Below are 24434 nucleotides of genomic sequence, written 5' to 3'. Positions count from 1 at the left end.
GATGGAGTTAGGTGAGTAAGAGGAGTGGAAAAATAAGCGAATTTTCCGGGAGTCCTGCCAACCGGCCAGCCAAGTAGCGTCCCCCGGCCGCGACGCAGCACCCTCGAAAACGCCTCATCCGACCAGACATATCGTCATCAGTTCATGATTCCCGCTTTATCTTTCCCCTTCTAACTCCTAGCTTCTTTAAAAATGGACGAATTCATGCAGGCCGCCATTGATGAGGCGCGCCAGGGCCGCCAGGAAGGCGGTATTCCGATTGGCTCGGTGCTCGTGCGCGACGGCAAGCTCGTGAGCCGCGGGCGCAACAAGCGCGTGCAGGAGGGCAACGCCATTAAGCACGGCGAAATGGATGCCCTGATGAACGCTGGCCGCCAGCGCACCTACCGCGACACGGTGCTCTACACCACCCTGATGCCCTGCTTTATGTGCGCCGGCACCATTGTGCAGTTCAAAATTCCGAAGGTAATTGTGGGCGAGGCCCGCACCTTCGGCGAGTCCAAGGCCTTCCTCGAAAGCCACGGCGTGGAGGTGGAAATCCTCGACCTCGACGAGTGCGTGAAGATGATGGAAAGCTTCATTGAGGAAGAGCCCGAGCTCTGGAACGAGGACATTATGGAACTGTAGCAGTTGGGGCGGGGAAACGGGGCAAGATGTGACGAAACGCCAAAACGTGCGTAAGTAGAAGCTGGCAGGCTTACCTGCCGGCTCTATTCAGCACATCAAGCATATTCTACAGCAACATGGCCACGCCTGACCCTACCACTCCTTTTGCCGCCACCAAAAAGTGCCCGCACTGCGGCCTCTGGACCGAGTGGCAGCAGCGCCCCACCGACCGCTGCCAGCACTGCGGACAGGAACTGGAGCCGCACCGCGCCGCCGCCGATGAGCACCGTCAGCAGCAGGCCGATGCTCCCCTCTCCGACCGCCTGATGCTCATCGAAATCAAGCCCGATGACAACCCGGTCATCAAGTTTTTCAAGTACATTATCCGGGGCGGGCAACTGGCTTTCGGAGCCCTAATGGCCTTCTTCGTATGGCTGGTGACGGTGGCGGCCGGATGAGTGGCCGCCGGCTACCGGCTGAGCTGCGCCACCCGTTGTTTGTGGGCGGTGTAGGTATCTATCTGGTACTAATCCTGTACAAAACCGGCAGCCCGCTGGTAGCCGGCTGGCCCCTCCCGCCGGCCCTGCTGCGCGCCCACCTCGCCGATGCGCTGGCCCTGCCGCTGTTGCTCACGCTGGAGCTATGGCTATTGCGCCGCTACTATTTCCGGCGGCCGTCCTTTGTGCTGCCTACGTCCTGGATATTTGGCACTTGGCTGGTGTTCAGCCTGTGGTTTGAGTGGCTGCTGCCCCGCCTAGATATCCGCGCCACCGCCGACTGGCGCGACGTGCTGGCCTATGCGCTGGGCGGGCTGATATTTGGGCTCTGGCTGAACCAGCCGGCTGAACCGGCCGACTAATCCTGGCGGCCCGCTTGCCCGTATAGTCCGTATTCAGGCCCCGCCGGCACCTCGCCGACGGGGCCTTGCGTTGCCCTTGGCCATCACCGGCTCGTCCCTGTTTTTGGCTTCCGTCTCACAGCTTCTTCCAAATGACCACCGACTTCCACCACGTACTGCTTACTTACTGGGAGCAGTTTCTGTTTGTACTACCCAAGCTGCTGATTGCCCTGGTACTGCTGACCATTGGCCTCTTCGTTGCCGGCCGGCTCAGCGCGCTGCTCAGCCGCCGCCTGCACCGCCGCTCGGCTGACCCGCTGCTGGCCGATTTCCTGACCCAAATAAGCAAGTGGGTGCTAAGCCTGATTGCGCTGCTGGTGGCCCTCAACGTGCTGGGTTTCACGGGCGTAGTGGGCAGCCTGCTGGGTGCGGCGGGCGTGTCGGCCTTCATCGTGGGCTTCGCCTTCAAGGATATTGCCGAGAACTTCCTGGCCGGCGTCATTCTGGCCTTCAACCGGCCGTTTCATATTGATGATACGGTACAGATAAAGGATTTGGTGGGCCATGTGGTAGCCCTCAACCTGCGCACCACCCTCATTCGCACCTTCGATGGCAAGCATATTTTCATGCCCAACTCCATGGTGCTTAAGGAGCCCCTTACCAACTACACGCGCGACGGCGACCTGCGCATGGACTTTTTGCTGACCGTGGAGCTGGACCCTGCCGATACGCCCGCCGTGGTCACGGGTGTCATTCTCGACTACCTGCAAACCGTGCCCGAGGTACAGGCCGGCACCAAATCGCCCTATGTGAACCTGGAAAAAGCGTCCGCCACTACCGTCGACCTGCGGGTGTATTTCTGGGGCGACTCGAACGACTACCGCCGGGGCGTGCTGCAGCTCAAAGGCCACCTGATGCAGCAGGTGAAACAGGAGCTTGTGGGCGCTGGCTTCAGCGTGCCGGCGCTGGCGGGCTAACATACTTGGGGAAGAATAGGCGAACCGAGCGCACTTTTCGTTAGGTTGCAGTTTCCTGCCTGCCGGGCCTTTTTGCTGCCCTCGCTGCCTATGTCTCAGAACTCCATCCATCGGCTGTTGCTGCCGCTGCTCATGTGGCGCGTACGCCACATCAGCGACCGGGCCTACCTGATTCTGGTTAGTATTCTGATTGGTGTGCTGGCAGGGCTGGCGGCGGTAGTGCTTAAAACCCTGGTACACGACACGCAAGGGCTGCTGAATGCCTGGGTGCCGCTGCAGTATCAGGTATTCAGCAGCTCCCTGTATCCTATTATCGGCATTGCCCTCACGGTGTTGTTCACGCGCTATTTTCTGGGCGGCGACCTGGGGCGGGGCATCGGGCCGGTGATATACAACGTGGCCCGCCAGGGCAGCATTGTGCCGCGCAGCAAGCTGTATTCGCAGCTCGTGTCGTCGTTTCTCACGGTTTCATTCGGTGGTTCGGCGGGTCTGGAGGCCCCCATTTCGGTTACCGGGGCCGCTATTGGCTCCAACACTTCGCGGGTGCTGCGTATCGAGCGGCGGCAGCGGCGCCTGCTCACGGCCTGCGGAGCGGCGGGCGGCATTGCGGCCATCTTCAACTCGCCCATCGCGGGGGTGCTGTTCGCTGTCGAGGTGCTGCTCTCCGAGTTATCGGCGGCGTATTTCGTGCCGCTGCTCATCTCCTCGGCCACCGCCACCGTGGTGTCGAAAGCCCTGTACGCGGGCCAGCCCTTCGTGCTCATCACCACCAGCTGGCCCGTCGATGCCGTGCCGCTGTACCTGATGCTGGCGTTGTTTACGGCCCTGCTTTCGGTCTATATGATTCGGGTATATTTCTGGGCCGACCGGCAGTTCAGCCACTACCCCGGTATTTTCTGGAAGGTGGTGTTCGGCGGACTGGCGCTGGGGGGGCTGGTTTTCTTATTTCCGCCCCTTTATGGCGAAGGGTACAACAGCGTGCAGCAGTTGCTGGGGGGCCACTCCGAGCAGCTCGTCAATGGCTCGCTCTTCGACGTTTTCAAAGACCAGAGCGCCTGGCTGGTGCTGCTGGTGGCCGCAGGCAGTATGCTGCTGAAAGTGGTAGCCACCACCATTACCATCGGTTCGGGCGGCAATGGCGGCATGTTCGGCTCGTCGCTGTTTGCCGGGGCACTGTGCGGCTTCATCTTTGCGCGCCTCATCAACTTAAGCGGTCTGTACCCGATTTCGGAGGTACACTTTATTGTACTGGGCATGGCCGGCACTCTGGCCGGGGTGGTGCACGCCCCGCTCACGGCCATCTTCCTGATTGCCGAAATAACCGGCGGCTACGCTCTGTTTGTGCCTTTGATGCTCGTTACCTCGGGCTCCTACCTGATTACGCGCTACTTCGAGCCGTACTCGGTGTACACCCGCAAGCTGGCGCAAAAGGGCGTGTACGTAAACCATGACCGCGACCGGGGCCTGCTGGCGCTGCTCGACGTAACGAGCCTGCTGCAAACCGATTTCCAGCCGGTACGGCCCGACGATACGCTGGGCGAGCTGGTGCATACTTTCCGCAACACGTCGCGCAACTTGTTTCCGGTCGTCGATTACGATGACGGGGGCCGGCTGCTGGGGGTGGTCAGCCTCGATGCTGTTCGCCATTCCCTCTTCGACGACGCCCACTACACCACCACCCGCGTACGCGACCTGATGGATGAGCCGCTGGCCATCGTGCGCCCCGATGACACGTTGCTCGACACGCTGCGCTGCATGGAGCAGCTCGATGCCTGGGCCCTGCCCGTACTCGATGCCGACGACCGTTACTTGGGCTTCCTGCTCAAATCCACCATCCTGGCCAACTACCGCCGCCAGCTACTGAAAGACAGCGGCGACTGAACTGTTGCGCTTTAATCGAACGGCTTCATTCTGACTATCAGGCCCTTTCTCCCAAAGCGGCAGCAGCTTTTTCTGTCAGGAATATGGACACCCAAAAAGCGGCCTCGCTTTGGGTGTCCAAGAGGCGTCCGTTGTACCTTGCGGCCTTTTACCGCTGTCTGGCATTGATTAAGCGTGTTGCTTCGCGCACAAAGGCCAGCAGCTACTAGCTAACAGCTTCAAAACTTGATTTACCTGTTTACCGATGGCTCATCGCGGGGCAACCCCGGGCCGGGCGGCTACGGCGCCCTGCTGCGCTTTGGCGCCCACGAGAAGGAGCTCAGCGAGGGTTTCCGCCTGACCACCAACAACCGCATGGAGCTGCTGGCCGTGATTGTGGGCCTGGAAGCCGTAAATCGCCCCGAATTGCCCATTATGGTCGTCACCGATTCGCGCTACGTGGTGGACTCGGTGGAGAAGAAATGGGTGTTCGGTTGGGCCAATAAGGCCGATTTCGGCAAGAAAGCCAACGAGGACTTGTGGCGGCGCTTCATCAAAATATACAAGCAGCGCACAGTGCAGTTCCGCTGGGTGCGGGGCCACAACGGCCACCCCGAAAACGAGCGGTGCGACCAGCTGGCCGTGCGCAGCGCCACCCGCGGCCCTCTGCTGATTGATGCCGGCTATGAGGCATTAGAAGTTCGCCGGCCATGACAGCTCCCACATATCTGCCAGCACTAACAGGATTTCGGGCAGTGGCCGCCTTTCTGGTGTTCTTGTTTCATTATCGCACGGCTTGGGCTTGGCTGCCAGACTGGATACAGGGACCTTGGCTGGCACTATCTAGCCAGTTAAATCTGGGGGTTTCGCTATTTTTCACGCTCAGCGGCTTTTTGTTATTCCGGCAGTACCATCAATCCTCTTGGCCAGGGAGTTGGGTATTTTTCAGCCGACGCCTGGCTCGTATATATCCGCTATTATTTCTGCTCACAACCATTATTTTCTTGTTTGGGCAACCCATGCGGACTTTCCAACCGGAACGGTGGTGGACTGAATACTTATTTAGTATTACGCTGCTTAAGGGGTTTTCAGAACAATATCAACTTACGGGCATAGGGGCCGCCTGGTCGCTTACAGTGGAGGAATCTTTCTACCTGTTTCTGCCACTATTGATTTGGTTTTCTCATCAGTACAAAGTCGTTTGGTGGTGGGCGTTGGCGGGATTACTCTTAGTATTGGGACTAGGGTTGAGTTATCTTTTACGGCCCTGGGGGTGGCTCGAAACTGTGCACTTCACTATGCTAGGCACGTTTTTCGGGCGCGCAGCCGAATTTATGATTGGTGCAGCCTTCGCTCGCCTACCTGCTGGCCGCTTGCCCTATGCCACTTATATAGGATTGACTCTGTTGGTCTTCGGCACTGGCCTACTCATCGTTGTGGCGCACATCTATGGAGTGGCTGCCGGTATCCAGCACTTAGCGGGCGTAGCAATCAATAACTGGCTTCTACCTTGGGGAACCGGATTATTGCTTTACGGTCTGGCAACTCAGCCCACTAGGCTCAGCCGTTTGTTAAGCAGTCGTCCAGCTTGCATATTGGGCCGCAGCTCCTACGCTTTCTACTTGATTCACTTGGGAGTATTTTCCGATTTTATTCAAGGCCATCTGCACCGCGACTTGCCTTGGCTACCGCCTGTTCTTACGCTCTTGATACTATTAATAGTTGGCGCGGTAGCACTGCATTATTTGGTCGAGAAGCCCTTGCATTACGCATTGCTCCGCATGCTTCGCGCCAATTAATCCTGGCGTTCAGTGATTATGCCCAACTCCTATTTCCAGTTCAAGCAGTTCCGCATCGAGCAGGGAGACTGCGCCATGAAGGTGTGTACCGACGCCTGCGTGCTGGGCGCAGTGGCCGCTATAACAGGTGCGGCGCGGATACTCGACATTGGCACCGGCACCGGCCTGCTGGCCCTCATGGCGGCCCAGCGCAACCCCACAGCCAGCATCGAGGCCGTGGAGCTGGATGAGGCGGCGGCGGCGCAGGCAGGGACCAATTTTGCGGCCAGCCCTTGGGCGGCGCGGTTGCAGTTGCACGCGCAGCCGCTGGCCCAGCTGGCCGCCGCCCGCCCCCGGCCCTTCGACCACATCATCTGCAACCCGCCCTTTTTCCGCCGTGCTCTCCGCTCGCCCGACGCCCGGCGCACCACCGCCCGCCATGCCGCCGCCGACACGCTGGGTTTCGGCGAGCTGGCCCGCTTCGCCGCCGACTTCCTGACGCCCACCGGCCGCCTAACGGTGCTGCTGCCGCCCCCCGAAATGCAGGATTTTGAGCGCGAGGCCACCGCCACGGGCCTGTTTCCGGCAACCCAGCTGGTGCTTCGACACCGCACCACCAGCAAGCCGCTGCGCCATATCGTGGAATTTAGCCGGCAGCCGATGGCGGTGCAGGAGCAGGATCTGCCGCTGCACGAGCCGGATTCCGAAGCCTATACGGCCTGGTTTCGGGAGCAGCTGAGTCCGTTCTATCTGGCGCTGTAGCAACTGCCATGCCTTTCGAATTAGGCTACCACTGTTGCCCGATTTGCTTAGGTAAGTGGCAAAAGTGTCGTTAGTGCTTCCAGTTTCTGCTGGTGCAGCTGGCCCAGCAAATCGGTGGGCAGTCGGGCGAAGTCGGTGGCGGGATAATGGCGCAGTACCCGGCCGTCGGCCAGCACCGTAATTTCGTCGCACAGTTCGGTAAGGGAGCCCAGCAAGTGCGAGGTCAGCAGGATGCCGGTGCCCTGCTGGCGCAGGCGGCGCAGCACTTCCATCAGCAGCAGGTTAGCGCTCAGGTCGAGGCCGTTGAAGGGCTCGTCGAGCACGAGGTAGCGGAAATCTTGCACCAATAGCGCCAGCAGGGCCAGCTTTTTCTTCATGCCGGCCGAGTAATCTTCGGCGTACTGATCGAGGGGTAACTCCAGCAACTCGTTCCAGCCCGCGAGGCTGGGCACTGGCCGGCCGCGGGCCTGCAGGCAGAACTCTACGTATTCGCGGCCGGTGATGCGCGGGTAAAAGTAGGGTTCGTAGGGCAGCAGGCCCGTACACTTCCAAATGCCCAGCCCGCTGGTTTCGCGTACCGTGCCGCGGTAATCGGCATGCAGGCCGTAGAGGCAGTGTAGCAGCGTGGTTTTGCCCGCGCCGTTGGCCCCGACCAGTCCGTGCAGCGTCCCCGGCCGCAGGGCCAAATCGACGTGGTGCAGCACCGTGTGAGTCCCAAAGTCTTTTCCCAGGCCTTCAATTGACAACATATTCCGTGTCGCGTTAACTGTCTCTTTCCTTAGTCTGTCGGGCTCGATAATGAATTGGCTACTCGCGGCGGTATTGCGCCAGTTGGTTCGGGCTTTTAAGCAGCAGACCCAGGAAACAGGCGAGTAGCAGGGCGAAGAAGGCCGGGTTACTACCCAGCACCGACAGGCCCACTACTACGGCTCCGGCCTGCGAGAGGCGGCCCAGCGTGGCGTGCGGGTAGAACGCGTATTTGGCCAGCACTACCATCGTCAGGACCATGGCGCACCAGCCCAACACCAGTGCCGTGCCACCTGCTCCGGCCGGGCCCACAGCCAGCACGGCTGCCAGTGGAGCCACCGTGAGGCCGAAGTACAGCAGCCCCCACCCCACTCGCTGCCGCAACCAGACTCCCGGTGTGCGCAGGGCGGGCAGCAACCAGCTCCAGGGCTCGGCCGGCCCGTACGTTTCCAGCGTGAGCAGCAGCCAAACCAGCACAGCCAGCGCCGGACCGGTGCTATTGGCGCGGGTGATGATGGCCGCTGCCAGCAGCGCCAGCCACGCCAGTCCCAAAACCGGCCGGCGGCCTATACTCACCCACTCAAACGCCAAGCTCCGAAACCAGGTTGGCCACCGTTGCCGGCTGGCTGATGTAGCCGCGGCCGGTACCAGCGCCACCATTGACGCACCCATCACCGTCAATAAAGCCGGACCCAGACGCCCCCAGCCCAGCAGCACCACCGCCACTGGCAAGCTACCCAACGCATATTCGACGGCCAGCCAGCCCCGAAACTCGGGTGCGGCCATGTGCAGAAAAGGCAAATCGGCACGGCGGCGGTGCAGGCTAAGCACGAACAGGACCACTACCGGCGGCACGGCCCAAACAAGCGTGGGATGAGTGGCGGCTGTAACCAGCGCCCGGGCCGTCGCCAGCCCCAGTAGCGCCCCCAGCACCAAAAGCCGCCACCAGCCTAGCTCGCGCAGCTGTCGGCCCAGCAGCCGGGCCCGGAGGCGCAGGTAGTGTTGCATAGTGGGTCGGTTGGCCTGTCAGGATGGTATAACTCGCCCTTCAGCCGCTTATTGCGCTGCAGCCAGTATCCCCAGCTCCTCTTCCACGAAAGCAATACCATACTCCGCGGCCAGCTCGTCCAGAATTGGCTCGTAGAGTTCCGGCAAGGTTGGGATGACCATGCCCCGTTGCCGCAGTTGCCCGGTAGCCAGCCGCCGCACGGCCATGCCCAGCGGCAGGCCCACAGTTTTTGCCATGGCCGTGTGGGTGGCATCGTCGCCCAGCACCACTACCGACGAATTGCGGCCATGTAGCTGCCCGTTCAGCTCGTATTCGAACTGATGCTGCATCACAATCATATCGTGGTCAGTAGGTGCCAGTGCCCACTTTTTGGTGAGCAGCTTTTCGAGCAGCTGGGCCGGCGTGGCATCGGCCTGGCCTACCGGTATATCATCAAACAGCCCCAGCCAGCTTAGCTGTTGCATTTCCACCGAATCGGGTGCCAGGCCCAGGTGCGCTGCCACGCGGGCGGGAAGCGGCTGGCCGGCAGTGGTGGGCAATGGCAGGTAGGCGGCTACTAGCTCGGCCCAGGTAAGGCTGGCGGGGTTGCCCAGCTGCACGTTGTCGTCGGTGAGGCCCAGACGCACCAGCTGCTGCCAGGCGGCGCAGTAGCCCGGCCGGCGCAACGTGCCGCGCAGCATGGTGTGCACATGGTCCAGCGCATAAGGAGCACGGTAGCTGAGCGAGTCGCGGTTGGCGTAGCCCTCAAACTCGCCGAAGCCGGGCACAGTTACCGTTTCGAGGCGCGCGAAAAGCTGCTGATACGGAATGAAGCGCAGCCGGCACTGCTCCAGGTATTTGGCCGTACCCTGCCCTGCCAGCACCACGTTGCGCGGGTTCCAGGTAAACTTGTAGCGCCAGGGGTTGCCTGCCTCGGCCTCGGGGGCCAGCAGCCCGCCACAATACGATTTGAACGAGGTAACCCGGCCGCCCTGCGCCCGGATGTCGGCCAGCACACGCATCGCCGACATGTGGTCGAGGCCGGGGTCGAGGCCGCACTCCATGAGCAGCGTAACGCCCGCCGCTTCAGCCGCCGGCCCCAGTGCCCGGATTTCGTCGCTTACGTAGCTGGCCGTAGCCAGGTGCCGCCCGTGCCGCACGCAGGCCCGCGCCACCGGGGCATGGAACAACGCCGGCAGCATCGACACCACCACGTCGGCTTCAGCCACGAGCTTCTCCAGTCGGCTTTCATCATGCACATCAAACGGCACGGCTTGGGCATATTCCGAGTGCGCGGCCAGCACCGGTGCCAAGTGCGCCGGCTGCACGTCGGCCACGGTCAGCTGCCAGCCTTCGGCAGGAGCGTGGTGTAGCAGATAGTTGATAAGCGAGGAAGCCGAACGGCCGGCTCCCAGCAGTAGAATACGCGACATAAGTGCATAGGTGGGTGGGGCGGCAAGATAGGAAAACAGGCACTGAGTGAGTTTGTAAACACTCACTACTTCCTTTTTCTGCCTTTCTCGCAAAAAACCGTACATTCGTCGCCCCTTTTCACTTTCCCGGGGCCGCTTGCGGTACCCGCTCCTTTGCCCCGCATGGCCGACACCCTCACCCTGACTATTACGGCCGACATACTGGCTTCCGAAGCCGATCTGACGCCCGCTGAAACAGCTACCTGGCAGGCCGCCCAGGCTGCCACTGCCACGTCTCACTCGCCTTACTCCCACTTCCAGGTAGGCGCGGCGCTGCTGCTCGATGACGGTACTGTATTCGGGGGTTCCAACCAGGAAAACGCTGCCTATCCTTCGGGCCTGTGCGCCGAGCGCACGGCACTGTTCGGATTGGCCGTTTCGCAGCCTCAACGCCGTATTGTGGGCATGGCGGTAGCTGCCCGCCCCACTGGTGGTGACTTTGGGCCGGCCAACCCCTGCGGGGCCTGCCGGCAGGTAATGGCCGAGTACGAGCAACGCCAGGAGCAGCCCATTCCGTTGTTGCTGCCCGGCCCCGATGGCAGTATCTACCGCTTCCCCTCCCTCTCCGCCCTGCTTCCCTTCGGTTTCAGCGCCGACGACCTGCCGAAGTTGAAATAGGAAATTGGCCGGCTGATTTTCAGGCAAAATGATGGTCGCAAAGGCGCTGACGGTGTTATTTGCAGCCCGAGTGCGACTATAACAAATGCGTCATCAGGCGGCCCGAGCATCAACTCACCGTTTCGCTACCTTACTGTTTTATGGAACACTCGCTTACGGTTGCACGCACGGCCCGCTATCAGCAGTTGGGCGAGTTGTCGGCGACTACGCGGCGGGTGTGGTTTGTAGCGCATGGCTACGGACAGCTGGCGGCCTACTTTGTGCGCCACTTCGCTCACTTGGTGGCCGCTGACCCGCACCTGGTCGTTATCGCGCCCGAAGGCCTGTCGCGCTTTTACCTCAACGGCACCGGCGGCCGGATAGGGGCCACCTGGATGACCAAGGAGAACCGGCTAGCTGAAATAGACGATTATGTAGCGTACCTCAATCAACTGGCGGCCAGTATTCTGCCCCGCGCCGCGTACGATGCGGGCGTCACGGTGCTGGGCTTCTCGCAGGGCGCCGCCACCGTTAGCCGCTGGCTGGCCCGCGCTACGTTCCGGCCGACCCGGCTCATCCTCTGGGCCGGCGCCTTCCCACCCGACATGGATTTTTCGGTAGCCACCCGCCTGCTGCAGGGCTTGCGCGTAACGCTTGTATGCGGCACCGAGGATGAGTTCATCAGGGATGAGGACTTGCAGAACCAGCAGGATTTTCTGCGCCGGTTGGGCGTTGAACCAACGTTGATTCGCTTTGCCGGTACGCACACCCTCGACCGGGATACGTTACTGCAGCTGGCAGTGTAAAGCCGCATTTTCGACGCAGCAGGGAACCGGAATCAATCAACACGTCCTCCTCGCTTGCAAACCTGCGTTGCGGCGCGTCATGGCTGGTAGCACGGCGCGGCTCACATACAGCAGCCCCTTCACGTTGCCGTCGAGCATGGCATCCCAGTCGGCGGGGTCGCCCTGCTGAATGGGGGCCAGACCGTGGGCATTGCCGGCGTTGTTGATGAGCACATCCACATCGGCAAATTCGGCGGGCAGGCTGGCCACGGCAGCCTCCACGGCGGCCCGGTCGCGCACATCGAACGTGAGCAGGTGGGTGGGTACATCGGCCAGCTCGCGGGCCAGCTCCTGCAGCCGTTCCAGCCGCCGGCCTGTCAGCACCAGCTTAAAGCCAGCGCGTCCCAGTGCCACTGCCGTCGCCCGCCCAATACCCGACGAAGCGCCGGTAATAAATGCCGTTTTCATTCTGAAGGAAGCTTGGAGGGAACAGTGGAAGGATTCGGAAGCCAGAGATATGATCTGTACATAAGCTTATCACACAATCAAGAACGTCATGCTGAGCTTGCCGAAATATCTCTACCGCTTCGTTAACCTGTAAAGACGAAGCGGTAGAGATGCTTCGGCAAGCTCAGCATGACGTTCTCATTTGTATCAACTACCTAACGACCTGACCAAATATTGAGGTAGAGCGTAACGGTGTTGCTTTTCATGCTCTGCAGACTGCGACTGTACACATCGTTGGTACTAGGCACGTAGAGGTTTTTCAGGCCGTTGGAAAAGCGTAGCTCGGGCGAGAATTTGAAGAACGGGTAGAACAGGTCGAGGCCCACACCGTACTCGATGGCGAAGTCGGAATCGGCCGCCTGCAATAGGTTTACCTCTGGGTCTTTGCGACGCCCTCCCATGTTCAGACTTGGCTTTACGCCCGCCACCAGATACACGCGCGTGTTGCGTCGCCGCTGCGACTTCAGCTTGAACAGTAGCGGGAAATCAACCTGCGTGCTACCAATTTCCTGGTCCTCGATTTCCTTCGGGTCGTTAGGGTAGCGCGTGACATCCTGCACGTAACCCTGATCCTTGAACTCTATGCGGCGCGTCAGAAAGCTTACACCGGGCGCGAAAGTAAGCGCCCCGTATTCGCCCAGCCGCAGTTCGCCCAGGAAGCCTACCGAAAAGCCAGGGCTGATGATCGAGTTGGCCGATACCTTTTCCTGTTCAGGGTACCCGGGGGCCTGCTCGATCAGGTAGCGCGAGAAGTTAGGTGCCACGTATAGGCCCAGGTGCAGCGGCCGGTCGTCGTAGCCCAGCAGGTTATCGGTCGTAACCGACTTTACTTGGCCATTGCGGCCGATACTAGCCCGGCTGCGGTTCGTTTTCTGGGCCGCTACACTTAGTGGCAGGGCAAGCACAGCCGCCGCCAACAGCGTGTAGCGCACTACTTTTGCGCTGTATAGATGGAGCTGATGCCGAAGGTAAGGGGTTGCCATACGGGAGAGTTGAAACCGACTTTGCGCAGAATTGCCAGAAAATCCGGGCCGTCCGGGAAGGCCTGCACCGACTCGGGCAGGTAGGTATAGGCGGCGCGGTCTTTGGAAATCAGCTTGCCGAAAACCGGCAGAATATTCTTGAAGTAAAAGTTGTAGGCCTGCTTCATGGGGAAAGCCGTGGGCTTGGAAAACTCCAGTACCACCAGCTTGCCGCCCGGCCGCAGCACCCGACGCATTTCGGTCAGGCCGCGCTCTAGGTTGGCGAAGTTGCGCACCCCAAACGAGGCGGTTACCGCATCAAACGAGTTGTCTTCGTAGGGCAGGTTCTCCGAATCGCCCAGCTCCAGCTGGATGCGGTGACCCAAGCCCTTGGAAGCTAGCTTACGACGGCCCACATCCAGCATCCCTTCCGAAATATCCACACCCGTTATCTGAGCATCGGGAGTAGCGGCGCGCAGCGTTTCGATGGCGAAATCGGCCGTGCCAGTGGCAATATCGAGGATACGGGCCGGGCGCAGCTGCTTCAACTCATCAACGGCCTTGCGGCGCCAATAAATATCGGTACCCGCACTCAGAAAGTGGTTGAGAAAGTCGTATTTGCCAGCAATGCTGTTGAACATCTGGGCAACCTGCGACTTTTTGTCGGCGGCGTCATCTTTATAAGGTACTACAGACATGGCTCTTGGAGCAAGGAACGGCAGAAGGGCGGGCAAAATTGCCTCATTACAACGGCTTTTACCCCATTATGTTAAAAAAAAGCGGGCCGGGCTATATGCCCGGCCCGCCCGTTTCATTCGTAAAGCCGTCGGTTAGTCGTTGTCGGTCTTTACTTTAACCTTGTTGCCTTCGGCGTCTTTGGCCTTAGCATCGATGGTTCCGTCCTTGGTTACGGTCTTGCTCTTTTCATCATCAGGACCCTTGGTTTTCACCTTCACCTTGTCGCTGTCCTCGTCTACCTTGGTTTTCACCTTGGTGCCGTCTTCTAGCGTCACCTTGCTTTTACCAGGCTGCAGCGGCATAGTTGGCGTAGTGCCCATGCCCATATCGTTGCCAGTACCCGTGCCCGTGCCGCCCGAGGGAGCTGGAGCAGGAGCCGGACGGTTCATGTTCGGCATGCCTTCGCCTTCCTTCACAATCACGCGGAAGTCGGTGCGACGGTTAAGCTGCATGTTCTCCGGTGAATCGTTGGGGGCTACTGGACGACGCTCGCCGTAGCTTACAGTTACCATGCGGGTTTCGGCAATGCCGGCCTTCTTGAGGTAGTTGTAGGCTACGTTCGCGCGGTTCTGGCCCAGTACAATGTTGTACTCGTCGGTGTTGCGCGAATCGGTGTTGCCTTCAATCGAGATGTTGACGCCGGGGTTGGCGGCCAACAGCGCGCTCACCTTGTTCAACTCTACAATCGACTCAGGCCGCAACGTGTACTTGTCGGTGTCGAAGTAAATCGGGTTGATGTTGGCCATGTTGGCCGCCGTCGTATCGATGTAGTTGACGTAGAAATCCTTCTCAACCACGGTAGAGTCGTTGGTCGAAATCGGAACAGCAAACTCCTGGGTTTCGATATTCTTGCCATCCTTGCTCACGGCCACCTGGTAAGTCCGGCCCGAAAGCACGTTCACCTGGTATTCGCCCGTCAGCGGCTTGCTTACGTCGCGGTAGCTCAGGGCCGTTTTGTCGGCCTGCGTTCCGCTGAACACCAGCTCGGCACCAGGAATGGCACTGCTGTCCTGCATTGCCAGTACGCGGCCCCGGATAATAGCGTTCTTGATGTAGTTGATGGTGTAGACGTCCTTCTCACCGTAACCACCGATGCGGTACGACGACAGGTAGGCGTACGAACCATCGGGGCTCAGACGGTAGTACGTATCATCGTCAGGCGTGTTGATGGGGTAGCCCATGTTCTCGGGCCGGCCCCACTTGCGGCCAATCGAGTCGTAGTCCGACTTGTAGATGTCGTAGCCACCCATGGTGTTGTGGCCCCGCGAAGAGAAGTACATGGTTTTGCCGTCGCGGCTCAGGTACGGGCTGTCGTCGTCGTAAGGCGTATTGATGGCGTTACCAATCGTCTTGGCCGGACCCCAGTCGCCGCCGGGTACGCGGGTAGAGAAGTAGATATCGAGCGTGTTATCCTCCGAATACTTCGAAGTCGAGAAGTAAATCGTCAGGCCATCTGGCGTGATGTAGGCATCCGACTCAAATGCCGAAGTGTTGATGTTCTTATTCAGCTTCTTCGGCTCAGTCCAATCGTTACCGCTCTTCTCTGCATAGAGAATGTCGCCATTCTCATCATTGCGGTACATGAGCAGTTTGGTGTCGTTGTCGAACACCTGGATCGAAGCATCATGGCCTTTACCGTTGAGCACACCGCTCAGCGAGCGAGGCTTATCCCAGTTGTCGTCGTCGATGCGGCGGGCCTCGTAGATGTTCTCGTAGTACTGTCCGTCGGCAGCCAGTTTCTTGCTGTCCGTCGATTTGCCATCGGCACTCACTACCGGAGCGCCGCTCATGTTATCGGAGCGCGAGGTAAAGAGCAGCACTTTATCGTCGGCCGAGATTACAGGGCTATGCTCCGACCACTGCGTGTTGATAGTCGGGCCCAGATTCTTCACGAAGATGTCCTTGGGGCTGTTGAACTGCACTTTGGCATTCTTGCTGTGCTGAATCAGCTGCGCCAGCTCACGCTTGCGGGTATCCTTGGTTTTGAGGGTCGCGTTGTAGGCCTGGAAGTGCGAGATGGCCTCGTCGAAGTTGTAGTTCAGGTGGTCAACCCGGCCAAGCCAGTACTCTACGTCCTTGGCTACGTTCTTCTTCAAACGCTGCGCCTTATAGATATAGTCACTGGCTTTTTCCTTATCAAACGACATATAGGCAATACCCGCCCGGAACAGCGCCTGGGCGTTGTTGGGGTCTTTGGCCAGCACCTGCTCATAGTAAGGAAGCGAAGCACGATAGTTTTCTTGGCCGAAAAACTTATTGGCCGTTTTCAGTTGCTGACGGGTGCTTTGAGCCAGGGCAGGCTGGGCCATTGCAGTCGTGAGCATGACGGCACACGAGGCTTTTAATAACCTTCTGACTAAGTTGTCCATTGAGGAGGGGTTAGGGAAACGAGGGGGTTGCAAGGGGAGAGAGTATCGACCGCCAATTACGCAGAGGTAATTTAGGGGTTGCCTCCTATTACTGAAATTTAACTGCAGAGTTGGCAAAGCGGGCAAAAAAAGCGAAACCCAGGTGCTGGAAAACGCCTTTTGTCGCTTTATTCCATTCCGCCAACCAACAGGCAGCCTGTTTAGCGGGCAAAGATAGATATTTTATTATACAGCCTTGGTGCTATCCTATTCCACCGGAATCGGGCAATTCGGGCTCATATACCGCTTCTAACGAGGAACTTTTATTCCGGTTTCAGAGGCAGACGAATGTGCAAATATAGTCCAGCCTTATAAACTACAAGGTTTTTCTTCAAAAAATGATGATCCTTTCCGGCCAGTCCGGAATATTTACCTTTGTACTTTCCAATTAATTGCCCCAGATGCTTATTCAGGACGCCAGATTTTTAACAAGCAATTCGCGGGCCGAAGACTGCCCTGCTCCCACGATGCCCGAGTACGCTTTTATCGGCCGCTCGAACGTGGGCAAGTCGTCGCTCATTAATATGCTTACCAACCAGAAAGGGTTGGCCAAAACCTCGTCACAGCCTGGTAAAACCCAGCTTATCAACCACTTTCTTATCAATGAGACGTGGTATCTGGTCGATTTGCCGGGCTACGGCTATGCCCGCATCAGCAAGGAGGCCCGGGCCAAGTGGGCCCGCATGATCAACTTTTACCTGCGCCACCGACCCAACCTGACCTGCGTGATGGTGCTGCTCGACTCGCGCCACACGCCACAGGCCGTCGACCTGGAGTTTATGGAGCAGCTCGGAACCGAAGGAGTACCCTTTGTGATGGTTTTCACCAAGGCCGACAAGCAGTCGTCGTCGCGTACTAGCCAGAATGTGGTGCAGTACCTGGAGAAAATGCAGGAAACCTGGGACGAGCTGCCGCAATACTTTGTTACCTCGGCCGAGGATAAAATGGGCCGTGAAGAACTGCTAGGCTTTGTTGCCGACACCAACCAGCAACTGGCGGCTCAGGCCGGGGCCGACGCCTAAGCTGGCCTCGTTCTTGCAGTATGCCGACCAGCCAGATTCGCGGCAACCCTTTCTTTTTCAACTCCATTAAGTCTCATTTGAAGATGAATAACGCATTTTACCTACTAGGCCTTGGCGCCCTGTTGGCCCTTCCAGCGGCCTCGGCCCTGGCCCAGACGGCCAGCCCTGCTCCCGCTGCCCAGGCGGCTCCATCGGGCAAAACTATTCCAGTAGCTGAGTACTACGAAGGCGGCCAGGAGGCTATGTATGCCTTTATCAACCAAGAGCTCAAATACCCGGTAATGGCCCGCCGCAACCGGATTCAGGGCCAGTGCATTGTCAGTTTCACGCTCAACACCGATGGTACGCTTTCGGGAATTAAGCTGGTGAAGCAGATTGGCGGCGGCTGCGGAGATGAGGCCCTGCGGCTGGTGCGGCTGCTCAAGTTCAATAAGCCCGACTACGCCGTACTCACCAGCCTGCCCATCACGTTCAAGCTGTAGTCTGCCGCAGAGCCCTGTTCGCGGGCGTTGCGTACCTTCGCCTCTTCAACCACTGCTTTTTTTGCTATGCCCTACGACCTGAAGGAAATTGCCGCTATCAGCGGAATGCCCGGTCTGTACCGCCTTGTTCGCCCTACCCGCGCCGGCGTTATCATCGAAGCCCTCAACGACAAGGGTAGCCGCTCGGTAGCCGCCGCCCAGAACAAGGTGTCGCTACTCCAGGAAATTTCCATCTATACCCAGGACTACGACCAGACGGTGCCCCTGACGGAAGTATTCGACCGGATTCATCAGCAACACGGCGCCGACCTGGGCCTGAGCAATAAATCGAACGACCAGGAGCTGGTGTCGTTCATGGAAGGCATCATTCCGGATTACGACCGCGAGCGGGTGTACTTATCTGACATCAAGAAGCTGGTGCAGTGGTACAACATCGTTAGCCAGCGCCTCGAGTACCAGGCTCCGGCCACCGAGGACGAAACCACCGCGCAGGACGCAACGGAGCAGGATGCAACCGAGCAGAAGGCCCCGCCAACGCCGGTGGCCGCCGACACCGCGCCCAAGAAGAAAACCACCAAGAAGATGGCCGAGCCCGCTGCCGGTGAGGCCATGAGCACGGCTGGCATTATTGCTGCCCCAGAGGCCGACACAGCTCCAGGTAACCCCGAGGCGGCCGTGGCCAAGCCCGCCAAGAAAGCGGCTCCCAAGAAAAAGGCTGAGTAAGCACAACCCACAAAAAAGCGCCGGCAACCCAATGGGTTGCCGGCGCTTTTTTGTGGGTTGTGCTTTGTTTATTTCGCCTCGTCCTGTAGCACCTCAGCGGCCAGGAATTCCTCAAGCTTGTCCACCATTTCGGTTGAGCCGATGAACACCGGACACCGGACGTGCGTTTCGGTGGGCTCCAGTTCCAGGGTGCGGCGGCGGCCATTGCTCGACTTGCCGCCGGCCTGCTCTACAATGAAGGCCAGCGGGTTGCACTCGTACATGAGCCGCAGCTTACCGTTGGGCACCTTGCTCGTACCCGGGTACATATAGATACCGCCTTTAAGCAAGTTGCGGTGAAAGTCGGCTACCAACGAGCCAATGTAGCGCGCCGAATACCCTTCCTCCTTGCAATAGGATACATAGTTTTTCATGCCCTCAGAGAAATACTCCGACAAGCCCTCGTTTACCGAGTACACCTTGCCCGTGGTGGGCGTCTGGATGTTGGGGTGGGAAAGGAAGAACTCGCCCAGGCTGGGCTCGTAGGTGAAGCCGTTTACGCCGTTGCCGGTCGTGTACACCATCATGGTGCTGGAGCCGTAAATAACGTAGCCGGCCGCGGCCTGGTGGGTGCCGGTCTGCAGGCAGTCTTGGGCCGTACCCTCGCTGCCAGTAGGCGATACGCGACGGTAAATGCTGAAGATGGTACCGATGCTTACGTTTACATCGATGTTGCTGGAGCCGTCGAGCGGGTCGATGGCCACTACGTACTTGCCCTGCACGTTGCCAGTCTGGATCATGTCCTCATCCTCTTCCGAGATGATGGTGCAGACCTCGCCCCCGTTGCGCAGGGCCCGGATGAAGCGGATATTGGCAATAACATCGAGCTTCTGCTGGTCTTCGCCCTGCACGTTGCGGTTGCCGTAAGCGCCAGCAATATCGATAAGACCTGAGCGGTTGATTTCGCGGTTGACGATTTTGGCCGCCAAGGCAATATCGCGCAGCAGTTGGCTCAGTTCGCCGGTGGCGTAGGGGAAATCCTCCTGCTTGCGCATGATGAAGCGGTCGAGAGTGGTGCCGACGGGCAGCGCGAGCTTGTCGTGATTGTCCATTAGAAGGTGAGATGTGGGAAGATTAGATTTGAAGGAGGGGGGAAAGCTCAAAAGTAACCAATTCGGGCCGGCCAAAGCGAATCTTCGCTCTGGTATTCACGGTATCGTTTGCAGACACAGCAAAGGTGAAGCCGCGCGCCGGCCCTACATTTGGGGCCATGCACGACTCAGCGCAACTAAAAATCTACAAATTTGGCGGGGCCTCGGTGAAAGATGCCGCCGCCCTACGCAACCTGGGCCACATTGTAACTGAGCACGGCCGGCCAGGCCCGTTGGTAATCGTGGTATCGGCTATGGGCAAGACGACCAACGCCTTGGAGGCGCTGTTGCAGCTGGCACACGACGGCCAACCCTACGCCACCCAACTGGCCGCGTTGCGCGATTTCCATATAGCTGTGGCCACCGAGTTGCAGCTACCCGCCGACGAACTTCTGCGGGAGCTGTTTACCACGCTTGAAACGCACCTGGCCACCGCCATTACGGTAGCCGCCGCCGACTTCGACCGCCACTACGACCAAGTGGTGGGCTGCGGCGAGCTGCTTTCCACGCGCATTGTGGCCGCATTTCTGGGTGCGCGCTGGCTCGACTGCCGCCCACTAATCCGCACCGATGAAACCTGGCGCGAGGGTCGCCTTGACTGGGCCGCCACCGAAGCTGCCTTGCGGGCCGCGCTACCATTGGCAGAACTAGCCCAGGGTCTGCCGGTGGTTACCCAGGGCTTCGTGGGCGGCACAGCCGGTGGCCTTACCACCACGCTGGGCCGCGAGGGCTCCGATTTTACGGCCGCCATCCTGGCCTATTGCCTAGGGGCCGGGTCGGTCACCATCTGGAAAGATGTGGCAGGTTTGCTGAATGCTGACCCCAAGATATTTCCTGACACGGTGCGCTACCCCGAAATCAGCTACCAGGAAACCATTGAAATGGCCTACTACGGAGCATCGGTCATTCACCCCAAAACCATCAAGCCACTGGCCGTACGCGGCATTCCGCTGCTGGTAAAGTCGTTTCTGGACCCTACGGCCGAGGGCACGCGCATCCACGACTGCCGCCACGGACTGCTGGTGCCGGCCTTCATCCGCAAAGCTGATCAGTGCCTGATTTCCTTTGAGTCGAAGGAGCTGGATTTTATTTCGGAGGAAAACCTGGAGGTGATTTTCGGGGTGCTGGCGCAGGTGCGGCTTAAAATCCGGCTTATGCAGAATTCGGCCATCAGCTTCTCAGTGTGCACCGACTTTCTGCCCGCCCGGCTTGAACAGCTACTGGCGCGGCTACGGGACCAGTTCACTATTCATTATAACAGTGGCCTAGAGCTGTACACCATTAAAAACTACGATACTCCCAGCCTGCAGCGCCTCACGGCCGGCCGCGAGCTGCTGCTGGAGCAGCGCACCCGCCAGACGTTTCAGTTCGTATGCCGGGGCATTGAGTAAACGAAGAGGTAGAAGAACGTCATTCTTCGCTTCGCTCTGAATGACGTTCTTTGCTGTTCCTATTCTTCCAGCTTTTGCACTACGTATGACTCCCGAATTCATTCTCGTAACGCCCCAGGCGCGGCCCCAGGTGGCCCTTATTCAGCTCAACCGCCCCAAAGAGCTAAATGCCCTCAACCTGCAACTGATGCAGGAGGTAGCCGCCGCGCTGAAAGAACTCGATAAGGACCCCGAAGTGCGCGTAATCGTGCTCACGGGCAACGAGCGGGCGTTTGCCGCTGGCGCCGACATCAAGCAGATGGCCGGCCGCACGGCTATTGACATGCTGCTGATTGACCAGTTCAGCACCTGGGACCAGATTCGGCGCACGACCAAGCCGCTCATAGCGGCCGTGTCGGGCTTTGCGCTGGGGGGAGGATGCGAGTTGTGCATGACCTGCGACATGATTGTGGCCTCGGAAACAGCCAAGTTCGGGCAGCCCGAAATCCGCATCGGCACCATGCCGGGTGCGGGCGGCACCCAGCGCCTCACCCGCGCTATTGGCAAGGCCCGGGCCATGGAAATGGTACTCACCGGCGAGCCGATGGGGGCCGAAGAGGCTGCCCGCCACGGCCTCGTGAACCGGGTGGTTCCCGTGGGCCAGTACCTGGAAGAAGCTTTCCGGCTGGCTGCGAGCATCGCCAAAATGTCGCCGATAGCGGCCCGGCTAGCCAAGGAGTCGGTGAATCGCGCCTTCGAAACCCACTTGGATGAGGGCCTGCATTTCGAGCGCAAGAACTTCTATATGACCTTTGCCTCCGAAGACCAGAAGGAAGGTATGGCCGCCTTTGTGGAGAAGCGCCCGGCTGAATTCAAGGGGCGCTAGCAGGCAGCAGGCGGGGAGGAATAGGATGTCATTCCTCCCCAAAACGCTCCAAATGAAACATTTTTTCTTTCGCAACGCTTATAGCCTTATCTTTGCGGAGAATCATTCTTACCTGTGCACACGCCTCACCCCCACCACCCTGCTCCTACACCTGAGCAGCTGCAGCAGCAGCTAGCCGATGTCGGCTTGCGGGCCACTCGCCAGCGCCTCCTGATTCTGGAGAGTCTGCTGGTGTTGCCGGGCCACCCTACTGCCGAGCAGGTGCATCAGCGGGTAACCGAGCAACTGTCGTCGGTGTCGTTGGGGACGGTGTACAAGGCACTCGATTCGTTTGTAGTGGCTGGACTTACGCGCCGGGTAGCCTCGGCCGAGGGTTCGCGCCGCCGCTACGACGCCGACTGCACTGAGCATCATCACTTGGTTTGCGCCGATACTCGTGAAATTATCGATTACTGCGACCCGCAACTTGATGAGCTCATTCGGGGCTTTTTTGCCGATAAAGGATTGCCTGGTTTTCAGCCCCACTCCTTCTCCTTGCACGTAACGGGCAGCCGCGTGGTCGATCCGCCCACTGCCGAGCCGGCTCAGCAGGCTTAAGGCGGCGGATATACGCCGGCACTACTCATTGACTTTTCTAGCTGATTCTGCTCCCCGGTTACGGGTGGCGGTTAGCTCACGGACCTTCCGGTCCGGTTTTCTAATAACTCACATTCAACTTTAAGTTTTAAAGCACATGGCAGTTCTTGTTGGTAAACGCGCTCCTTCTTTCAAAGCCACCGCCGTTATTGATGGCGAATTCGAGGAGGATTTCTCCCTTGACCGGTATTTGGGCAAGAAGCACGTCATTTTCTATTTTTACCCCGCCGACTTCACCTTCGTTTGCCCCACCGAAATCATTGCTTTTGAAGAGCGTCTGGCCGATTTTGAGGCCAAGGGCGTAGCCATTGTAGGCTGCTCGACCGATACGCACTTCTCGCACTTCGCCTGGCTGCAAACACCGCGCGACAACGGAGGCATCGAGGGCGTAACCTACCCGCTGGTAGCCGACGCCACCAAAACCATTGCCTCCAACTACGACGTGCTGGGCGGCCACTACGACTATAACGAAGCCGGCGAAATGACCTTCATCGGTTCACCTATGGCCTACCGCGGCCTATTCCTGATCGACAAGGACGGCATCGTGCGCCACCAGGTAGTGAACGACGGCCCACTTGGCCGTAGCATCGACGAAGCCATGCGCATGGTGGATGCCCTGCAGTACTTCGAGGAGAAGGGCGAAGTTTGCCCCGCCAACTGGGAGGAAGGCAAAGAGGGAATGCAGGCCACCCGCGAGGGCGTAGCCAACTACCTCGGCAAGCAGGCCGCTCACTAACTTATAGAAAAGGAACGTCGTTCTTCTGCGCAAAAAGCCTTCATCCGGTTGGGTGGGGGCTTTTTGCTTTATAATGAGGTGAAGGGCGTACTTTTGTGGCGGGCTGCTTTGTACCGGCCGTTTCGCTTTCGCTTCCTTTCGCTTCGTCTTGCGGCTGTTATATTCTTTTGGTCTGCGTTTGTATGCGCTGCTGCTGCGGCTGCTGAGCCCCTTTGTGCCTAAGGCCGCCGCCTGGACGGACGGGCGCCATGGGCTGCTGGACCGCATTCAGGAGCAGTTGCGCGATGAAAAGGCCCCGCTGGTGTGGTTTCATTGCGCTTCACTGGGCGAGTTCGAGCAGGGCCGGCCGCTGATGGAAGCTTACCAGACCGAATATCCTGACCATAAGCTGGTGCTCACATTCTTCTCGCCCTCGGGCTACGAAGTGCGCCACAACTGGCCCGGGGCAGATTACGTGTTTTATCTGCCGCTTGATACGGGTGCCAATGCCCGCGCTTTTCTGGATGCCGTGAAGCCCCGGTTGGCCGTGTTCGTGAAGTACGAGTTCTGGTACTATTTCCTGCGTGAGCTGCAGCGCAGGGCAATTCCAACCATCTGCGTATCGGCTATTTTCCGGTCTGAACAAGTATTTTTCCAGCCTTGGGGCGGTTTTTTTCGTCGTACTCTGGGTTTCTTTACGCACATCTTCACCCAAAACCAAGCCTCAGCTGAGCTGCTGCGCGGTGCCGGCCTGCGGGGCGTAAGCGTGGCCGGCGACACCCGCTTTGATACCGTCTTGCGTACCGCCTCAGCCCCACCCCGCCACCTACCCCTGATCGAAGCCTTTACCGACGACTGGTGCCCGGTGCTGATTGTGGGCAGCAGCTGGGCCGAAGACATAGCCGTACTTACGCCGTTGCTGCAACAGTATCAGCAGGAGTTGCGCTTTATTGTGGCTCCCCACGAAATAAATGAGGCTAACCTGCGCCGGGTGGAGGCCGCACTGCCCGGCCAAGTAGTGCGCTACTCGCAGGCCGAGGCGGCTACCGTAGCCAATGCCCGGCTGCTGCTCATCGACAACGTGGGGCTGCTAAGCTTTCTGTACCGCTTTGGCCATTTTGCCTACGTGGGCGGAGCGTTCGGCAAGGGCCTGCACAACACGCTCGAAGCCGCTGCGTTCGGCCTGCCGCTGCTGTTTGGCCCCACTTACCACAAGTTTCAGGAGGCCCAGGACCTTGTGGAGCTGGGCTGCGCTTTCCCCGTTAGCTCCTCCGACGAGTTGCTTAAAGCGTTTGGAATGCTTTACCACCGCGAAGAAGCCCGCCTGCAGGTGCAGGACCAAAGCCTCGATTATGTCCACGACCACAGCGGGGCCACCCGTAAAATCATGAGTTGGATGCAGGCTGAGCAAGTGAAATAGAGGCGGGGGCTCCGGGCATAGCAGC

At 59.1% G+C, this 24434-nt stretch carries 26 protein-coding genes; 18 read left to right on the top strand and 8 right to left on the bottom strand.

Translation table 11 applies throughout. The annotated features are described in order from the left end of the window. Positions 1 to 192: 192 nt before the first annotated feature. From HW556_RS06845 to HW556_RS06810, 8 genes are all read left to right on the top strand, one after another. Positions 193 to 627, top strand: a complete 435-nt coding sequence (locus tag HW556_RS06845; RefSeq protein ID WP_176899240.1) for a nucleoside deaminase — start codon at positions 193 to 195, stop codon at positions 625 to 627. Between the two features lie 116 nt (positions 628 to 743). Next, positions 744 to 1064: a hypothetical protein gene (locus tag HW556_RS06840; RefSeq protein WP_176899238.1), complete on the top strand. Its 321-nt coding sequence runs from the start codon at positions 744 to 746 to the stop codon at positions 1062 to 1064. Then, a complete protein-coding gene (locus HW556_RS06835; protein WP_176899236.1) occupies positions 1037 to 1465 on the top strand; it encodes a hypothetical protein in 429 nt (142 codons plus the stop codon). The genes HW556_RS06840 and HW556_RS06835 overlap by 28 nt, the downstream gene beginning before the upstream one ends. Before the next feature lie 131 nt (positions 1466 to 1596). Next, positions 1597 to 2421 carry a mechanosensitive ion channel family protein gene (locus tag HW556_RS06830; RefSeq protein WP_176899234.1) on the top strand — a complete coding sequence of 275 codons (825 nt, stop codon included), beginning with the start codon at positions 1597 to 1599 and terminating at the stop codon, positions 2419 to 2421. Positions 2422 to 2511: 90 nt separating this feature from the next. Then, positions 2512 to 4302 carry a chloride channel protein gene (locus HW556_RS06825; protein ID WP_176899232.1) on the top strand — a complete coding sequence of 597 codons (1791 nt, stop codon included), beginning with the start codon at positions 2512 to 2514 and terminating at the stop codon, positions 4300 to 4302. A gap of 225 nt (positions 4303 to 4527) precedes the next feature. Continuing rightward, positions 4528 to 4995, top strand: coding sequence for a ribonuclease HI (gene rnhA / locus HW556_RS06820; protein WP_176899230.1), 468 nt, complete (start codon positions 4528 to 4530; stop codon positions 4993 to 4995). Then, positions 4992 to 6080 (top strand): acyltransferase family protein, encoded by a 1089-nt coding sequence (locus HW556_RS06815; RefSeq protein ID WP_176899229.1) that lies wholly within the window; start codon positions 4992 to 4994, stop codon positions 6078 to 6080. Before rnhA ends, HW556_RS06815 begins: the two co-directional genes overlap by 4 nt. An 18-nt stretch (positions 6081 to 6098) precedes the next feature. Next, positions 6099 to 6821 (top strand): tRNA1(Val) (adenine(37)-N6)-methyltransferase, encoded by a 723-nt coding sequence (locus HW556_RS06810; protein ID WP_176899227.1) that lies wholly within the window; start codon positions 6099 to 6101, stop codon positions 6819 to 6821. A gap of 47 nt (positions 6822 to 6868) precedes the next feature. Here the strand turns inward: HW556_RS06810 and HW556_RS06805 are convergent, their stop codons facing one another. The 3 genes from HW556_RS06805 to HW556_RS06795 are packed head-to-tail and all read right to left on the bottom strand — an operon-like array spanning position 6869 to position 9989. Further along, positions 6869 to 7570: an ATP-binding cassette domain-containing protein gene (locus HW556_RS06805; protein WP_176899225.1), complete on the bottom strand. Its 702-nt coding sequence runs from the start codon at positions 7568 to 7570 to the stop codon at positions 6869 to 6871. A 58-nt stretch (positions 7571 to 7628) separates the two neighbouring features. Then, positions 7629 to 8576, bottom strand: coding sequence for a hypothetical protein (locus HW556_RS06800; RefSeq protein WP_176899223.1), 948 nt, complete (start codon positions 8574 to 8576; stop codon positions 7629 to 7631). Positions 8577 to 8624: 48 nt separating this feature from the next. Beyond that, positions 8625 to 9989, bottom strand: a complete 1365-nt coding sequence (locus tag HW556_RS06795) for a saccharopine dehydrogenase family protein (RefSeq protein ID WP_176899221.1) — start codon at positions 9987 to 9989, stop codon at positions 8625 to 8627. Between the two features lie 162 nt (positions 9990 to 10151). Here HW556_RS06795 and cdd point away from each other — a divergent pair, with 162 nt between their 5' ends. Both cdd and HW556_RS06785 read left to right on the top strand, forming a co-directional pair. Further along, positions 10152 to 10646: a cytidine deaminase gene (cdd, locus tag HW556_RS06790; RefSeq protein ID WP_176899219.1), complete on the top strand. Its 495-nt coding sequence runs from the start codon at positions 10152 to 10154 to the stop codon at positions 10644 to 10646. 140 nt (positions 10647 to 10786) lie between these two features. Further along, positions 10787 to 11431: an alpha/beta hydrolase gene (locus tag HW556_RS06785; RefSeq protein WP_176899217.1), complete on the top strand. Its 645-nt coding sequence runs from the start codon at positions 10787 to 10789 to the stop codon at positions 11429 to 11431. 36 nt (positions 11432 to 11467) lie between these two features. Here HW556_RS06785 and HW556_RS06780 read toward each other — a convergent pair whose 3' ends face one another. The 4 genes from HW556_RS06780 to HW556_RS06765 form a co-directional block, all read right to left on the bottom strand. After that, complete coding sequence (locus HW556_RS06780; RefSeq protein WP_394354131.1) at positions 11468 to 11878, bottom strand: SDR family NAD(P)-dependent oxidoreductase; 411 nt, start codon at positions 11876 to 11878, stop codon at positions 11468 to 11470. A 194-nt stretch (positions 11879 to 12072) separates the two neighbouring features. Then, the gene (gene porT, locus HW556_RS06775) at positions 12073 to 12900 is read right to left on the bottom strand and encodes a type IX secretion/gliding motility protein PorT/SprT (protein ID WP_176899215.1); all 828 of its coding nucleotides are present in this window, start codon (positions 12898 to 12900) and stop codon (positions 12073 to 12075) included. Beyond that, entirely contained in the window at positions 12849 to 13577 is a 729-nt protein-coding gene (gene ubiE, locus HW556_RS06770; RefSeq protein ID WP_176899212.1) for a bifunctional demethylmenaquinone methyltransferase/2-methoxy-6-polyprenyl-1,4-benzoquinol methylase UbiE, read from the bottom strand. Before ubiE ends, porT begins: the two co-directional genes overlap by 52 nt. A gap of 132 nt (positions 13578 to 13709) precedes the next feature. Continuing rightward, complete coding sequence (locus HW556_RS06765) at positions 13710 to 15941, bottom strand: OmpA family protein (protein ID WP_246289553.1); 2232 nt, start codon at positions 15939 to 15941, stop codon at positions 13710 to 13712. Between the two features lie 485 nt (positions 15942 to 16426). On the opposite strand from HW556_RS06765, the gene yihA reads away from it, so the two are divergent. The 3 genes from yihA (at position 16427) to HW556_RS06750 (ending at position 18252) form a co-directional block, all read left to right on the top strand. Beyond that, a complete protein-coding gene (gene yihA, locus HW556_RS06760; RefSeq protein WP_176899210.1) occupies positions 16427 to 17047 on the top strand; it encodes a ribosome biogenesis GTP-binding protein YihA/YsxC in 621 nt (206 codons plus the stop codon). 83 nt (positions 17048 to 17130) lie between these two features. Continuing rightward, a complete protein-coding gene (locus HW556_RS06755; protein ID WP_176899208.1) occupies positions 17131 to 17529 on the top strand; it encodes an energy transducer TonB in 399 nt (132 codons plus the stop codon). 66 nt (positions 17530 to 17595) lie between these two features. Continuing rightward, positions 17596 to 18252 carry a DUF5606 family protein gene (locus tag HW556_RS06750; protein WP_176899206.1) on the top strand — a complete coding sequence of 219 codons (657 nt, stop codon included), beginning with the start codon at positions 17596 to 17598 and terminating at the stop codon, positions 18250 to 18252. Positions 18253 to 18320: 68 nt separating this feature from the next. Here HW556_RS06750 and fbp read toward each other — a convergent pair whose 3' ends face one another. Next, on the bottom strand, positions 18321 to 19343 hold the full coding sequence (fbp, locus tag HW556_RS06745; RefSeq protein ID WP_176899204.1) for a class 1 fructose-bisphosphatase: 1023 nt from the start codon (positions 19341 to 19343) through the stop codon (positions 18321 to 18323). Positions 19344 to 19501: 158 nt separating this feature from the next. Between fbp and HW556_RS06740 the strand changes: the two genes are divergently transcribed. From HW556_RS06740 to HW556_RS06720, 5 genes are all read left to right on the top strand, one after another. Continuing rightward, positions 19502 to 20773, top strand: coding sequence for an aspartate kinase (locus HW556_RS06740; RefSeq protein WP_176899201.1), 1272 nt, complete (start codon positions 19502 to 19504; stop codon positions 20771 to 20773). A gap of 85 nt (positions 20774 to 20858) precedes the next feature. Then, positions 20859 to 21638 (top strand): enoyl-CoA hydratase-related protein, encoded by a 780-nt coding sequence (locus HW556_RS06735; protein WP_176899199.1) that lies wholly within the window; start codon positions 20859 to 20861, stop codon positions 21636 to 21638. Positions 21639 to 21752: 114 nt separating this feature from the next. Continuing rightward, positions 21753 to 22235 (top strand): Fur family transcriptional regulator, encoded by a 483-nt coding sequence (locus tag HW556_RS06730; RefSeq protein ID WP_176899197.1) that lies wholly within the window; start codon positions 21753 to 21755, stop codon positions 22233 to 22235. 136 nt (positions 22236 to 22371) lie between these two features. After that, positions 22372 to 23010, top strand: coding sequence for a peroxiredoxin (locus HW556_RS06725; protein ID WP_176899196.1), 639 nt, complete (start codon positions 22372 to 22374; stop codon positions 23008 to 23010). A 178-nt stretch (positions 23011 to 23188) separates the two neighbouring features. Next, the gene (locus tag HW556_RS06720; RefSeq protein WP_246289552.1) at positions 23189 to 24409 is read left to right on the top strand and encodes a 3-deoxy-D-manno-octulosonic acid transferase; all 1221 of its coding nucleotides are present in this window, start codon (positions 23189 to 23191) and stop codon (positions 24407 to 24409) included. Positions 24410 to 24434 lie beyond the last annotated feature (25 nt).

Origin of the sequence: Hymenobacter terrestris (assembly GCF_013377905.1) — a bacterium.
GTDB classification, from domain to species: domain Bacteria; phylum Bacteroidota; class Bacteroidia; order Cytophagales; family Hymenobacteraceae; genus Hymenobacter; species Hymenobacter terrestris.
The sequence above is the reverse complement of the archived record's forward strand: the minus strand, read 5'-3'. Positions and strand labels throughout refer to the sequence as shown.

What these genes read in the sequence shown, in the direction of transcription:
- HW556_RS06845 (WP_176899240.1), top strand. Translation starts at nt 193, where the DNA reads ATGGACGAATTCATGCAGGCCGCCATTGATGAGGCGCGCCAGGGCCGC.
- HW556_RS06840 (WP_176899238.1), top strand. Translation starts at nt 744, where the DNA reads ATGGCCACGCCTGACCCTACCACTCCTTTTGCCGCCACCAAAAAGTGC.
- HW556_RS06835 (WP_176899236.1), top strand. Translation starts at nt 1,037, where the DNA reads ATGGCTGGTGACGGTGGCGGCCGGATGAGTGGCCGCCGGCTACCGGCT.
- HW556_RS06830 (WP_176899234.1), top strand. Translation starts at nt 1,597, where the DNA reads ATGACCACCGACTTCCACCACGTACTGCTTACTTACTGGGAGCAGTTT.
- HW556_RS06825 (WP_176899232.1), top strand. Translation starts at nt 2,512, where the DNA reads ATGTCTCAGAACTCCATCCATCGGCTGTTGCTGCCGCTGCTCATGTGG.
- HW556_RS06815 (WP_176899229.1), top strand. Translation starts at nt 4,992, where the DNA reads ATGACAGCTCCCACATATCTGCCAGCACTAACAGGATTTCGGGCAGTG.
- HW556_RS06810 (WP_176899227.1), top strand. Translation starts at nt 6,099, where the DNA reads ATGCCCAACTCCTATTTCCAGTTCAAGCAGTTCCGCATCGAGCAGGGA.
- HW556_RS06805 (WP_176899225.1), bottom strand. Translation starts at nt 7,570, where the DNA reads ATGTTGTCAATTGAAGGCCTGGGAAAAGACTTTGGGACTCACACGGTG.
- HW556_RS06800 (WP_176899223.1), bottom strand. Translation starts at nt 8,576, where the DNA reads ATGCAACACTACCTGCGCCTCCGGGCCCGGCTGCTGGGCCGACAGCTG.
- HW556_RS06795 (WP_176899221.1), bottom strand. Translation starts at nt 9,989, where the DNA reads ATGTCGCGTATTCTACTGCTGGGAGCCGGCCGTTCGGCTTCCTCGCTT.
- cdd (WP_176899219.1), top strand. Translation starts at nt 10,152, where the DNA reads ATGGCCGACACCCTCACCCTGACTATTACGGCCGACATACTGGCTTCC.
- HW556_RS06785 (WP_176899217.1), top strand. Translation starts at nt 10,787, where the DNA reads ATGGAACACTCGCTTACGGTTGCACGCACGGCCCGCTATCAGCAGTTG.
- HW556_RS06780 (WP_394354131.1), bottom strand. Translation starts at nt 11,878, where the DNA reads ATGAAAACGGCATTTATTACCGGCGCTTCGTCGGGTATTGGGCGGGCG.
- porT (WP_176899215.1), bottom strand. Translation starts at nt 12,900, where the DNA reads ATGGCAACCCCTTACCTTCGGCATCAGCTCCATCTATACAGCGCAAAA.
- ubiE (WP_176899212.1), bottom strand. Translation starts at nt 13,577, where the DNA reads ATGTCTGTAGTACCTTATAAAGATGACGCCGCCGACAAAAAGTCGCAG.
- HW556_RS06765 (WP_246289553.1), bottom strand. Translation starts at nt 15,941, where the DNA reads ATGCTCACGACTGCAATGGCCCAGCCTGCCCTGGCTCAAAGCACCCGT.
- yihA (WP_176899210.1), top strand. Translation starts at nt 16,427, where the DNA reads ATGCTTATTCAGGACGCCAGATTTTTAACAAGCAATTCGCGGGCCGAA.
- HW556_RS06755 (WP_176899208.1), top strand. Translation starts at nt 17,131, where the DNA reads ATGAATAACGCATTTTACCTACTAGGCCTTGGCGCCCTGTTGGCCCTT.
- HW556_RS06750 (WP_176899206.1), top strand. Translation starts at nt 17,596, where the DNA reads ATGCCCTACGACCTGAAGGAAATTGCCGCTATCAGCGGAATGCCCGGT.
- fbp (WP_176899204.1), bottom strand. Translation starts at nt 19,343, where the DNA reads ATGGACAATCACGACAAGCTCGCGCTGCCCGTCGGCACCACTCTCGAC.
- HW556_RS06740 (WP_176899201.1), top strand. Translation starts at nt 19,502, where the DNA reads ATGCACGACTCAGCGCAACTAAAAATCTACAAATTTGGCGGGGCCTCG.
- HW556_RS06735 (WP_176899199.1), top strand. Translation starts at nt 20,859, where the DNA reads ATGACTCCCGAATTCATTCTCGTAACGCCCCAGGCGCGGCCCCAGGTG.
- HW556_RS06725 (WP_176899196.1), top strand. Translation starts at nt 22,372, where the DNA reads ATGGCAGTTCTTGTTGGTAAACGCGCTCCTTCTTTCAAAGCCACCGCC.